Below are 13,185 nucleotides of genomic sequence, written 5' to 3'. Positions count from 1 at the left end.
AATCTATTATATATTATAATACATTGATTGAACATTAAAGTATGTATTTAAAAATTTAACTATACGTGATAGTTCGGTGCCTCTTGCGTGATGATGACATCATGAACATGAGATTCTTTGAGTCCTGCTGATGTGATTTCAACAAATTCTGCCTTGTCCCAGAAAGCTTCAATGCTTTCACTGCCGCAGTAGCCCATAGCGGAGCGTAATCCACCCATCATCTGATGCACAATTCCGGCGATTGAACCACGAAAGGGAACACGTCCCTCAATTCCCTCTGGAACAAGTTTGTCAGCGGCTGTACCTTCCTGGAAATATCTGTCATTGCTTCCTTTTTGCATAGCCCCGATAGAGCCCATACCGCGGTATGATTTGTACTGACGTCCCTGAAACATTATCGTCTCACCCGGAGACTCTTCCGTACCCGCTAAAAGAGAACCTGCCATAATACAGCTTGCACCGACAGCAAGTGCTTTGGCAATATCGCCGGAGTATTTGATACCTCCGTCTGCGATAACAGGCACACCGTGGGGACGGGCAACTTCCGCACACTCATCTATGGCGGAAATCTGTGGTACACCGACACCGGCAACGATACGTGTTGTACAGATTGAACCGGGACCAATTCCCACTTTTACAGCATCGGCGCCTGCTTCTATTAGTGCAAGAACTGCCTCTTTGGTTGCAATATTTCCGGCAATTACATCAACTTCCAAAGACTCTTTAATCGCTTTGACAGTATCTAAAATACCTTTGGAATGACCATGTGCAGAATCCAGAACAAGAACATCCGCACCGGCATCCACAAGGGCTTTGGCTCTGTCCATCTGACCGACACCGATAGCCGCGCCAACTATCAGACGACCGAAGGCATCTTTGTTTGAGTTTGGATACTCTATGCGTTTTTTGATATCTTTGATGGTTACGAGCCCTTTTAAAAAGCCTTCATCATCTATGATAGGGAGTTTTTCTATTTTGTTCTGGTGCATTATATCAGCGGCTTCATCCAGAGAGATTCCTTTTTTTGCAGTAATGAGCGGCATTTTTGTCATCACTTCGTCTGCACGTTTTCGCATATCTTTTTCAAATCGCATATCACGGTTTGTTAAAATACCAAGAAGTTTGTTATGTCCGTCTACAACAGGAACACCGGAGATTTTAAACTCTTTCATCAAGGCTTCTGCATCCGCTAAAGTAGCATCCGGGTGGACATAAATCGGATCAATGATAATGCCGCTTTCAGATTTTTTTACTTTTTTGACCTGTTTGCACTGTGTTTCGACATCCATGTTTTTATGAATAATTCCGATACCTCCGAGTCTTGCCATTGCAATAGCCGCACGGTATTCTGTAACTGTGTCCATAGCAGCCGAAACCATAGGAATTTTAAGAGTGATATTACGAGTGAGTTTTGTCTCAAGTGAGACCTCTTTAGGAAGTACTTCCGAATACTGTGGTACTAAAAGTACATCTTCAAATGTCAGGGCGCGTTTACGAATTCTCATGGGGTATCCTTTTGCAGAGTATAAAATTAATTATTAGAAATTTTTGCATTATACCTCTTTTGTGGTTAAAAAGAGGTAAAATCTAAAAACATAAACTGGGAAAGTAAAATGATAATAACGACAAGAACAAAAGGGAAAATATGGCTCTTGAATACCCATGGCTGTATACCGAAAAATACCTGATTGACACCGCGAAAACCAAGCCAAAGACCTAAAAAGGCTTTGATTGAAAGAGCTATCTGAAAACTGCTTAATCCATCAGGGGAAATTTTTCCAAAAACCTGTGAAAAAAGATACATTCCCGAAAGTACAGCAACAATAAGAGCCTTCGGTACAACTTTTCGTACATGTATCATAATGGCTTCACGGGCCTTTTTATGTTCTTCTTCCGTTAATGACTGTTTCATCTTTGCCATAAAAAGATTATCGGTAAAGAGAAATCCTCCGTAAATAAAAACAGCAAAAATATGTATGGTATGAATGATTGTATATGTGATGACTTATCCTTTTTTAGGTGTTTTTCTAAAGAGATGATAGTTCTCAGATTCGAGCATATCTTCAACATAACTTGCTACACATTTTGTACAGTTTGTCCATATTCCCGAAGGGAGTCTGACTTCAAGCTTTTTCTTTTCCCGGAGTTTAATGATTTTTTTAGGACTCAATACTTTTGTGACAGGGGCAAAATCAACATCTGTCAAATCTATATCATCTTTGTAAAAGATCGTCTGTTTTTTGAAATTTCCCCAGCCTGGTATACCGTCTTCTGTATAGGGAACCTCATGCCCGTTTTTAAATTTTACCATCATTTTGTAATGAGAATCTTCAAAAACCTGAGAAACCTTGCCCCGGCCAAAAACCAAGCCGTAGAGTTTGTCTTTTACTTTTACATTGTCAAAATATGCCATTTTACTTCCTTTTTTAAAATAGTAGCAAAAAATTATCTCATTGTCATTACATTATTTATAGGCAATCTCTTTTTCAAGGCTCATAGCACCGTCAAAGAGTGTCTGCTCTTCATAGGCGTTTGCTATAAGCTGCAGTCCGACAGGCATCCCTGCTGCATTTTTCATTATTGGCAATGAAAGGGCAGGCAGACCTGCAAGGTTGACACTGATTGTATAGATATCACTCAGATACATCTCCATCGGATTTGCAAGTTCTCCGAATTTTGGAGCAACATTCGGAGCAACCGGAGAGAGAATCAAGTCAACATCGTTAAAGATTTTTGCATACTCCTCTTTTATCAAATGGCGTGTTTTTTGTGCTTTTACATAGTAGGCTTCATAGTAGCCGCTTGAGAGCACAAAATTGCCAAGCAGGATACGGCGCTTGACTTCATCCCCAAAACCTTCGCTTCTTGTTTTGTAGTAGGTCTCTTCTAAATTTGCACCTTCAACACGGTTGCCATAACGTATACCGTCATATCGCCCAAGATTGGTTGTTGCTTCTGCTGTAGCCGTCACATAGTATGCAGAAATGTCATATTTTGCATCCATCATCTCTTTTTCAACGATAGTGTGTCCCTGTGCCTTGAGTGCTTTAACTGCTTTGCTGTAAGCCTCTTTCACATCATCACTCGCATTTTCTATATACTTTGGCAAAATGGCAATAGTGAGTTTTCTTTCAGGATTGAGATTGTCACTGACTTTGTCATCTCTCATGGCATTTGTTGAATCTTTGACATCACTCCCACTGATAATGTCATACAAAATAGCAGCATCTTCTACATTTTGTGTCATCGGTCCGATTTGATCCAGACTTGAAGCATAAGCCCCCAAACCGTAACGGCTGACTCTTCCGTAAGTCGGTTTCATACCTACGATACCGCAATATGCTGCGGGTTGGCGGATACTTCCGCCTGTATCACTGCCAAGTGCAGCTATAGCCAAACCCGCTCCAACTGCAGCGGCACTTCCTCCCGAACTTCCACCGGGAACATGTTCAGGATTGACAGGGTTAAGTGTTTTGCCGTAGCAGCTTGTCTCAGTTGTCGAACCCATGGCAAATTCATCCATGTTTGTACGACCAAAAGGAGAGAGCCCGGCAGCTAAAAGTTTTTCTATGACAGTGGCATTGTAAGGCGCAATGTAGCCTTGCAAAATTTTTGAAGCAGAAGTAACAGACCACTCTTTGACTTGAATATTGTCTTTAATGGCAACAGGCACGCCCTCACCAAAAGTATTTACATCTATATACGCATTTAAATCTTTGTTTGCTTCTATTTTTGTTTGTAATTCATCTTTAAATTTATTAAGTTCATCTTTGCTCATTGCAAGCGCTTCTTTTAATGTAATCACTAACTTTCCTTTTTAAATTTTTTAACAGCTAAAATACCTATGCCAATCATAACAAATACAGCAAGTATGGTTGTTCCAATAAATGTTGTACTAACGGGCTCACTGTAATTAAACATTGACTACGCTTTGGCATCTTTTACAAAGGCACTCCTCTGCTTCAGCCTGGTATTTCCAGCATCTTGGACATTTGTGCAGTGTGGCTTTTGCGATGCTGAAGGTGTCTTCATCAACTTTAAAGCTGGCTATAATCTCTTCTTCTGGTTTGTCTTCAAAAATTCCGGAAACAACAAACCAGTCTTCTGCATCGGTACTGTTCATCTCAAGGACAGTTTTTGATTCTGTGTAAATGACAAGTTCAAGGGTGTTTTTGATGATTTTTTCTTTTTTGAGTTTATCAACTTCTGCGCCGAAACCTTCACGGGCTTTTACCATATACTCAGCATCAAAAGGTATGTCACCGGCTTCAATTTTTTCATAGGTCATGTCAAAAATATCTTCGGCATCACCTTTGATGATGGCAGGGGCATTATCTACTATCTCATCTGCTGTGTAGGTTATAACAGGAGCCATAATCAAAAGCAGTGTTTTTGTAATGATTGCCATTGCACTTTGGCTTGCACGTCTTCTCGTAGAATCTTTAGCATTACAGTAAAGATTGTCTTTTGTCATATCGATATACATGCCGCTGAGTTCGTTAACAATAAAGTTGTTGAGTGTGCTCATACCGTTGACAAAGTTATATTCACTAAAATGTTTATGTACTTCATCAAGCGTGTTTTGTGCAACATTTAAAATCCATTTATCCAAATCACCCATATCTTCGTATGGTGTCAGGTTCTCGAGGTCATTGATATTGGCAAGCATAATTCTAAAGGTGTTTCTCAGTTTACGATAGTTTTCAGAAGTCTGTTTTAAAATCCCCTGAGAAATTTTCAAATCACCCTGATAGTCCGATGAAGCAACCCATAGGCGTAAAATTTCACTGCCGTATTCTTTTAAAACTTTCTCGGGTGCGATGACATTGCCTTTTGACTTGGACATCTTTTCACCTTTTTCATCTACTGTGAAACCATGCGTCAATACACCTTTGTAGGGTGCTTTGTGCTCAACCGCAGAAGATAAAAAGAGTGATGACTGGAACCAGCCGCGATGTTGGTCAGACCCCTCGACATACAAGTCAGCAGGATAGTCTCCCGCATCATAATTACGGGATTTCAGTACCGAATTCCAGGTAGAACCTGAATCAAACCATACATCCAAAATATCTGTTACTTTTTCAAGCTCTTCGGGCTTGTAACCGCTTCCCGGGTAGAGAAGCTGTGCGATGTCCATAGAGTACCAGGCATCACTTCCCTGCATTTCAAATATCATGGCTACAAAGTTGAGCACCTTTTCATCAAGTAAAACTTCACCAGTCTCTTTTACTCTGAAAAATGCAATAGGAACACCCCAGTCGCGCTGGCGGGAAATACACCAGTCAGGACGATTCGCAACCATAGAAGTCAAACGGTTTTTTCCGGTTTGCGGTATGAAAAGTGTTTTTTCAATCTCATCAAGGGCAATGTTTCTGAGTGTCTTCTCCTCGTCTTGCGGTTTTTCATCAACAGAGATAAACCATTGTTTTGTAGCACGATAGATAAGCGGTGTATGACTTCTCCAGCAATGCGGATACGAGTGCATAAATTTGCTTACATGTAACACGTTCTCACCCATCATCTCAATGATGTCTTCATTTGATTTAAAGATGTGACGCCCTACAAAATCCTGCGCATTCGGAATCAAAGCATCACGCACAACAGTTGCATCATAACATCCTGTTTCATCCACAGGCATAACAACTTCAAGGTCATATTTCAGTCCGACACGGTAGTCATCTTCACCGTGACCCGGAGCGGTATGCACACAACCTGTACCATTGTCAACTAAAACATGCTCCCCTAAAACAATACGGGAAGTTCTGCCATTGAGCGGGTTGATGGCGTTGAGGTTTTCAAACAGAGTCGCATCAAAAGTTTTGGCGACACCGTCTTTGAGAATGCCGTCTTCAACCAAAGCATTCAATAGTTTTTTTGCAACAATATAACCCTCAGTTGTAAGAACATACTCTTCTTCAGGGTTTAGCGAAATCCCCGTATTTGCAGGAATTGTCCATGGTGTAGTCGTCCAGATAACCGGTGCTGCTTTTGTTTCTTTGTCCAGTCCGAGTTTTTCTTTGGCTTCATTGCTGAGTTCAAATGCTACAAAAATCGAGTAGTCTTCTTTGTCCTCATATTCAACTTCGGCTTCTGCCAGTGCAGTTCGTTCAGCCCATGACCAAAAGACAGGTTTGCTGCGCTCAATCAAAAGACCTTTTTTTGCAACACTGCAGAGTGTTCTGAAAATATTTGCTTCAAATCTGTAGTCCATTGTCACATACGGTTTTTCCCAGTCAGCAATAATTCCAAGTGTCTTAAACTCTTCTTTTTGAATGTTTACAAACTTCGCAGCATGTTCGCGGCAAAGTTTTCTTATTTCGGCAGTTTCAAGCTGCTCTTTTTTCTGTTTTCCGCCAAGCTTTTTTTCAACCTGCTGTTCAATCGGCAGTCCGTGACAGTCCCAGCCCGGAGTAAAACGGACAGATTTACCGTTGAAATAGTTGTTTTTGATGATAATATCTTTGAGAATTTTATTGAGTGCATGACCTATGTGAATATGCCCGTTTGCATAGGGAGGACCGTCATGAAGGGTGAAGTGTTTTGCACCGGCACGTTTTGCCTTCATTTTATGATAAACTTTCTTCTTGTTCCATGCAGCATAACGCTTCGGTTCATTGTTTATTAAGTTGCCTCGCATGGCAAACGTAGTTGTTGGTAAAAGTAGTGTGTCTTTGTAGTCCATTGAAACCTCAAAATATTATTATAAATTTTTGCAGTATACCTTTTAAGTGTTTAAAACCTAATAAAAGTGTTATAATAAGCCAAATAAAATTCTTCAAACAAGGCTGTACAGAGTATGAAAACACATCTGATAATCATTGGAAATAAATTTGTTTATAACAAATCGTTACAGGAATATATTTTGCGGGATATTGAAAAAAACAGTGGTTTTATAGATAATATAACTTATTTTAAGGACAGTGACAACTCCTTTTTTCTTTATCTTGAAGAAGAACTCCATGCATCCAACCGGGTTATTATCGTTACATGTAAACAAAACTTTTCAACTGTCGGAAAAGTGATATGTACTGCAACCAGTGATAATCAGATTTTAAAAGAGGGGATGCTCATACCGCAGAAAGCTTCATTGTTTGCAGAACGTTCCTATCTTTTGGAATTTCAAAGCTCTTTGATAAATGTACTACAGATGGATGAAGGACAAAAAATGCCCGAATTGCTTTTGAAAAATGAAGAGATAAGGGCAACCATACATATATTTGAAGAAGACAAATCCACTATAGTGACAATTTTGACTCCAATCGCACAAACATATGAAGTCAATATTGATGTAACACAGGAGGTGCAAGGGTGGCACAGAGTAGATGTGACGAGTAACAAGTACGGGGATATTACCAAATTTATTCATGCAGCAAAAAACCTGTTGCCTAAAAAGCTTATTGCATCATCAAATATTATTGAGTATATCATAGAAAAACTTTCACATTCAGGAAAAAAAATAACATTTGCCGAGAGTTGCACAGGAGGACTGCTCAGTTACTTTTTTACAAAACACAACGGCGCATCAAAAATTTTAGAGGGAGGCTTGGTAACTTATTCCAATACACTCAAAGAAAACTGGTTGGCGGTTGATCATGCCATACTTGAAGAAAACGGTGCAGTCAGTGCCGAAGTTGTCAGAGAAATGAGTGAAGGTGCACTCAATGTCAGTGGAGCAGATTATGCTTTGGCAGTAAGCGGAATCGCCGGAGACACAGGAGGTACACAATTTAAACCGGTCGGTACGGTGTATATAGGTGTACGAAGTAAAACGCAACACACTGAGAAGCATCTGCATTTTCACGGTGACAGGAATTATGTGCAGGAACAGAGTGCCCTTATGGCAGTAAAAATGTTGCTTTTGCTTGATAAAGAGACTTTTTTCTAAATTTAGGAGAAAATATCTTGACAATTAAAATCTATTTGTCTATAATTTCGACCTCTTAACAATAAGAGGCAAATGTCTTGTTAGCTCAGCTGGTAGAGCACGTCACTTTTAATGATGTGGCCGATGGTTCGAATCCATCACAGGACACCATTTATTTTATTGAATGGGCGCTTAGCTCAGTTGGTAGAGCGCTACCCTTACAAGGTAGATGTCACTGGTTCGAGTCCAGTAGTGCCCACCATTTTTTGATTATTTGCACTCAAATTTTTAGTTCACGTACTTAAGTGCGCTTCACTAAAAACTTAAGCACAACTAATGCAAAAAACAAGTTTTTTCTTTCTTTAAAAAAGAAAATGTGACAATTTTTTATAAAATTCTTGATTTTTGTTTTAATCAAGGCAGGTTCTAGAGTGAAAGAGGAGCATAGTTATACTATGTGACGATTGAGCGAAAGGTTCTAACGCCGAGTAAAGCAAAAAGCATAATTTTAGGTTGCGGTGGTAGTTCAGTTGGTTAGAATACCTGCCTGTCACGCAGGGGGTCGTGGGTTCGAGCCCCATCCACCGCGCCATATGTTTTAATAACCTTGTTATTGAAGAAAGTGACCCTTTCGTCTAGTGGCCAAGGACACTATCACTTCATGGTAGTAACAGAGGTTCAAATCCTTTAGGGGTCGCCATTTTAATTGGTGTTTGAAACATAATTTTGGGCGCTTAGCTCAGTTGGTAGAGCGCTACCCTTACAAGGTAGATGTCACTGGTTCGAGTCCAGTAGTGCCCACCATTTTTTGATTATTTGCACTCAAATTTTTAGTTCGCGTACTTGAGTACGCTTCACTAAAAACTTAAGCACAACTAATGCAAAAAACAAGTTTTTTCTTTCTTTAAAAAAGAAAATGTGACAATTTTTTATAAAATTCTTGATTTTTGTTTTAATCAAGGCAGGTTCTAGAGTGAAAGAGGAGCATAGTTATACTATGTGACGATTGAGCGAAAGGTTCTAACGCCGAGTAAAGCAAAAAGCATAATTTTAAGGTTGCGGTGGTAGTTCAGTTGGTTAGAATACCTGCCTGTCACGCAGGGGGTCGTGGGTTCGAGCCCCATCCACCGCGCCATTCTCTTTTCATTCATTCAGTATACTTATTCAATCATCAAATTCTGTTTTCACATCATCTATTCAAATGTATATTAATACTGTTACGTCAAACAGTTTTTTCGGAGCCCGTACTTCACTGCGGTGACATTGAGACTCAATTAGTCCGGACTGACAGTACTGAGAAAGTCAGTTGTAATGTGTGCAACATCCCCGGGTGAGAGTTTTTCTATGTTTATGGTTCTGTTCTGTTTTCCCAAAGCACCGTAGACTTGAATATCTGTCTTGTTGAAAAGTGCCAAAACTTTTGCACCTGAAGCGACTGCAAGATGCATAGGTCCTGTGTCCGCACTGACATACAGATCACATGCCTGAAAAAACGCCCCTAAAACTCTTAAATCTCTGTTGGCATATTCCAAAACTTTTTCGTTGAGTTTTGTAGGAATATCGGGTGAAAGGATATCTATGATAACAATATTCTCATCGAGTTTAAGGAGTGTGTCTACCCATTCATTCCACCATTCATCACTTATTTTTTTGTCAAATCTTGCATTTCTGAAGATGGCTATAACCTTTGTATCGGTATCAATGTTGTTTACATGTAACAGTGAAAGCAAGTCTTTTTTTGCTTTTTCTTTCTCCTCTTGTGTCGGTTTTATATCAAGTGTTGGCATTTTTTTGGGAAAATCAATTTTGAAAAACCGTAAAAATTCCAGACTTTCAAGTCCCATATGCCTGTAGGTCTTTAAGCCTCTATCTTGAATATGTGTGAAATTTGCCCAGAGTTTGTCACTTGCGAAGCTGGCTTTGTATTTTGCTCTTGTGAGTGCCGTGACGATTTGGGCACTGGTGGAACCACCGGAAATATTTAACGCAACATCATACTGTTTTGTTCTGGCCTGTTTGATATAGGCAAACATTTCAAGCGGATGCAAAAGCAGTTTTCGGGGGATGTCTATGACTTTGTCAACATTTGGCAGAGGTTCAAGAATTTTTCCGGCAAGTTTCATACCGACAATGATGTCTATTTTGGCATTTGGCATCTCTTTTGAAAGTTCGTTGATAAGAGGCGTTAAAAAAAGCAGGTTCCCTATTCGGTAATTTGGCCGTATTATGACAATGCTTTTGATGCGCTCTTTGTCAATATATTGAGCAGGCTGTGATTTGTGAGAAAATAAAGAAAGCACACCATTGAGAATACTCGAGAGTTTTTTTCTTAGGGTTACATGTAAAGGATATTTCATAGGAATCTTTGTTTTTTTTGTGTAATTATAGCCAATTAACATTTATATAGGATAGTTAGTGTAAAATGTCATATTAACTTAACGGAGTGCATTTGAAAGAGATTGTTAAACGGTTTTGGCCTTATATAAAAGAGTATAAACTCTACTATTTGCTTGTCATTTTTGGTGGGTTGCTCATTCTTGTGTCAACTGTGGGAACTGCCCAGATTATGAAGCCAATGATGGATGATATGTTCATTAAAAAAGACAAGACAATGCTCTACATTATTCCTCTTGGGCTTATTGCCATTTATGTGACAAAAGCGATTGGAAAGTATATTCAGACAATTTTCATGGAGTACATCGGACAGAGTATTGTGACCCGTTTTCGTGAAATACTTTTAGACAAAATGATTCATCTTGATATGGCATTTTTGTATGCAAACCGGAGCGGAGAGCTTATTTCTCGTGTGACAAATGACATAGGCCGAATTCAGTATTTTGTTTCAAATATGCTTCCTGATATGTTTCGTGACCTTTTAACGGTTATTGCACTCGTGGGGTACATTGTCTATCTCAACCCTTTACTCTCTTTTTATACACTTATTGTTGTGCCTTTGATTATTTACCCTTTGATGCTTATTGCCAAAAAACTCAAAAAATATTCACACCGTTCCCAGAGTAAAAATGCCGATTTGGTATCGCGTTTGACAGAAGTTTTTAACAACAGTGAAATCATTAAAGCCAATGCAACAGAAAAATTTGAAGTCTCCCGTTTCAGTGTAGAAAACTGGAACTTTTTCAAGATAAATATGAAAGCCATTTATGTCGGTGCCCTTGTTTCTCCTATTATGGAGATCATAGCAGTTTCAGGACTTGCCATGGTCGTGTATGTCGGGGGTAAAGAGGTTTTTGACGGTAAAATGACTGTTGGTGAGTTTACAGCATTTATCACGGCAGTAGGACTTGTATTTGAACCGATTCGCAAACTTGGCGGAACCTATTCGAAAATTCAGGATGCGCTTGCGGCAAGTGAGCGTGTTTTTGAAATCATAGACAAAGAAAACAGTGTCGTCGAGGGTACAAAAGAGCTCAAAGAGGATATTAGGAAAATTGAATACAGAAATGTTGTTTTGCAGTATGAAAATATCAATATATTAGACGGTATTACTTTGACAATCAACCAAGGAGAGCATATTGCTCTTGTAGGGGACAGTGGCGGGGGCAAATCTACTTTTATGAATATGCTTTTGCGTTTTTATGATCCCGACAGCGGAGAGATTCTCATTAACGGCATCAATATCAAAGAATTCAAGCAAAAGTCACTCAAACATCATATTGCACTTGTTTCACAGCGTATCTACATTTTTCAAGACACCCTGGCTGCCAATGTTGCCTACGGTGAAGAAAGTATAGATGAAGCAAAAGTCATAGAAGCTCTGAAACTGGCGGATGCCTATGATTTTGTGATGCAGCTTGAAGAGGGTATCTATACTATGATGAGTGAAGCAGGGGCAAATCTTTCAGGTGGGCAGAGACAACGCATTGCCATTGCCAGAGCAATATACAAACACGCTTCACTGCTGCTTTTTGATGAAGCAACATCGGCACTGGACAATGAGAGTGAAAAACGTATACAAAAAGCACTCGATACCTACACGAAAGATAAAATCACACTGACAATCGCACACCGTCTCTCTACAATTGAGCATGCTGACAAAATTTTGGTACTGCAAAAAGGGCTTATAGTGGCGAGCGGTACACATAAAGAGCTTTTAGAGTGTTCTGCTGTGTATCAAAGACTGGCGGGAGAACTGAAAAAATAGTCTGTGAGACTATACAAAGCTTTTTGTCCCACCTTTGTCATACATATCTTTGTATCGGAATGTGATGAGATTTTGCATGATGGCAAACAGTATCATAAAATTTAAAAAACTGCTGCCTCCGTAGGAAAACATAGGCAGAGGTACGCCGACTACAGGGGCATAGCCTATAGTCATGGCAATGTTGACACCCATATATATGAAAATCATAAAAGAGATAGCGACAGTTACAACTTTAATATAGTAGTCATTGTTAAATATACTCAGACTCAAAAGATGCAGGATGAGCATAGCATAGAGTAAAATGAGTGCTAACGCTCCTAAAAAGCCGGTTCGCTCAACAACAAAAGCAAAAATAAAATCACTTGTGGCGATAGGCAAAAATTTCATCTGTGTCTGTGTCGCATTCTCTTTGTCTTTTCCTGTCCATCCGCCAGAGCCTATAGCGATGATAGACTGCTGTACGTGATACGATGGTTTTTCACTTAAAAAATCTGTAATTCTCTCTTTTTGATAATCATGCAGCATAAATTTATAGGCAAGCGGGGACAGAATCAAAATTCCTGCAACAATAGTGGCTATTATTTTCCAATAAACACCTACATAAAACAAAACACTATAGCCTATAAGCAGTAAAACAATGGCTGTACCCAAATCCGGTTCTTTTGCAATAAGAACAAAAGGAAGCAGTATGTAAAAGCTTATGCGTAAAAAATCTTTGAGTCTGTAGCCTTGTTGAGGAGGAGGATTTTTATGTATAAGATAGGCAAGCATTAAAATAAGCGCAGGTTTTACAAATTCTGAGGGCTGTATGGTGGCATTGATGAAGGGTATTTCTATCCACCTTTGGGCTCCAAGACGTGAGTGTCCGAAAAGTTCTACTGCAAAAAGCAGGGCAATATTGCCCCAGTATATAAAAGGGATAAGCCAGCTCATCCGTCTGATAGGCAATAAAAATACAACCAAAAAAGCCAAAAGTGCAACACCGACATAGGCAAGCTGTTTTTCAGCAAGAGCAGGGACAGCTTCACCGATGAGCCAATGAGACATAATTATCAAAGGAATGATAAGAATGATGGAAAAAAAGTCAAATTGTGATAAAATACTCTTATCAAATCTCCACAAATTTGTAACTCCAAAATAAAATTATTATGATTGTATC

Annotated in this window: 9 protein-coding genes and 6 tRNA genes; 8 read left to right on the top strand and 7 right to left on the bottom strand. The window is 39.4% G+C overall.

Features of this window, described 5'->3' with window-relative positions; all coding sequences use genetic code 11:
* Positions 1 to 59: 59 nt before the first annotated feature.
* From guaB to ileS, 5 genes are all read right to left on the bottom strand, one after another.
* Positions 60 to 1,505 carry an IMP dehydrogenase gene (guaB, locus tag MLC35_RS08180; RefSeq protein WP_151899932.1) on the bottom strand — a complete coding sequence of 482 codons (1,446 nt, stop codon included), beginning with the start codon at positions 1,503 to 1,505 and terminating at the stop codon, positions 60 to 62.
* Between the two features lie 65 nt (positions 1,506 to 1,570).
* On the bottom strand, positions 1,571 to 1,912 hold the full coding sequence (locus MLC35_RS08175; RefSeq protein WP_151901494.1) for a hypothetical protein: 342 nt from the start codon (positions 1,910 to 1,912) through the stop codon (positions 1,571 to 1,573).
* 93 nt (positions 1,913 to 2,005) lie between these two features.
* Entirely contained in the window at positions 2,006 to 2,413 is a 408-nt protein-coding gene (locus MLC35_RS08170; protein WP_193150172.1) for a hypothetical protein, read from the bottom strand.
* A 51-nt stretch (positions 2,414 to 2,464) separates the two neighbouring features.
* Entirely contained in the window at positions 2,465 to 3,805 is a 1,341-nt protein-coding gene (gatA, locus tag MLC35_RS08165; protein WP_434636545.1) for an Asp-tRNA(Asn)/Glu-tRNA(Gln) amidotransferase subunit GatA, read from the bottom strand.
* Between the two features lie 108 nt (positions 3,806 to 3,913).
* Positions 3,914 to 6,682, bottom strand: a complete 2,769-nt coding sequence (ileS, locus tag MLC35_RS08160) for an isoleucine--tRNA ligase (RefSeq protein WP_434636543.1) — start codon at positions 6,680 to 6,682, stop codon at positions 3,914 to 3,916.
* A 114-nt stretch (positions 6,683 to 6,796) separates the two neighbouring features.
* Between ileS and MLC35_RS08155 the strand changes: the two genes are divergently transcribed.
* The 7 genes from MLC35_RS08155 (at position 6,797) to MLC35_RS08125 (ending at position 8,999) form a co-directional block, all read left to right on the top strand.
* Positions 6,797 to 7,885 carry a CinA family protein gene (locus tag MLC35_RS08155; protein WP_434636541.1) on the top strand — a complete coding sequence of 363 codons (1,089 nt, stop codon included), beginning with the start codon at positions 6,797 to 6,799 and terminating at the stop codon, positions 7,883 to 7,885.
* A 74-nt stretch (positions 7,886 to 7,959) separates the two neighbouring features.
* Positions 7,960 to 8,035 (top strand) — tRNA-Lys (locus MLC35_RS08150).
* 15 nt (positions 8,036 to 8,050) lie between these two features.
* Positions 8,051 to 8,126, top strand: a tRNA-Val gene (locus MLC35_RS08145).
* A gap of 253 nt (positions 8,127 to 8,379) precedes the next feature.
* Positions 8,380 to 8,456: transfer RNA gene (locus tag MLC35_RS08140), tRNA-Asp, on the top strand.
* 32 nt (positions 8,457 to 8,488) lie between these two features.
* A tRNA-Glu gene (locus MLC35_RS08135) sits at positions 8,489 to 8,564 on the top strand.
* 28 nt (positions 8,565 to 8,592) lie between these two features.
* Positions 8,593 to 8,668 (top strand) — tRNA-Val (locus MLC35_RS08130).
* Positions 8,669 to 8,922: 254 nt separating this feature from the next.
* A tRNA-Asp gene (locus MLC35_RS08125) sits at positions 8,923 to 8,999 on the top strand.
* Between the two features lie 139 nt (positions 9,000 to 9,138).
* Here the strand turns inward: MLC35_RS08125 and MLC35_RS08120 are convergent.
* Positions 9,139 to 10,221, bottom strand: coding sequence for a glycosyltransferase family 9 protein (locus MLC35_RS08120; RefSeq protein ID WP_434636539.1), 1,083 nt, complete (start codon positions 10,219 to 10,221; stop codon positions 9,139 to 9,141).
* A gap of 92 nt (positions 10,222 to 10,313) precedes the next feature.
* Here MLC35_RS08120 and MLC35_RS08115 point away from each other — a divergent pair, with 92 nt between their 5' ends.
* Positions 10,314 to 12,026 carry an ABC transporter ATP-binding protein gene (locus MLC35_RS08115; protein ID WP_434636537.1) on the top strand — a complete coding sequence of 571 codons (1,713 nt, stop codon included), beginning with the start codon at positions 10,314 to 10,316 and terminating at the stop codon, positions 12,024 to 12,026.
* A 9-nt stretch (positions 12,027 to 12,035) separates the two neighbouring features.
* Here the strand turns inward: MLC35_RS08115 and MLC35_RS08110 are convergent, their stop codons facing one another.
* Positions 12,036 to 13,148, bottom strand: a complete 1,113-nt coding sequence (locus MLC35_RS08110; protein WP_434636535.1) for an FtsW/RodA/SpoVE family cell cycle protein — start codon at positions 13,146 to 13,148, stop codon at positions 12,036 to 12,038.
* Between the last annotated feature and the right edge of the window lie 37 nt (positions 13,149 to 13,185).

This window comes from Sulfurimonas sp. NW7 (assembly GCF_051132265.1).
Lineage (GTDB): Bacteria > Campylobacterota > Campylobacteria > Campylobacterales > Sulfurimonadaceae > Sulfurimonas > Sulfurimonas hydrogeniphila.
The sequence above is the reverse complement of the archived record's forward strand: the minus strand, read 5'-3'. Positions and strand labels throughout refer to the sequence as shown.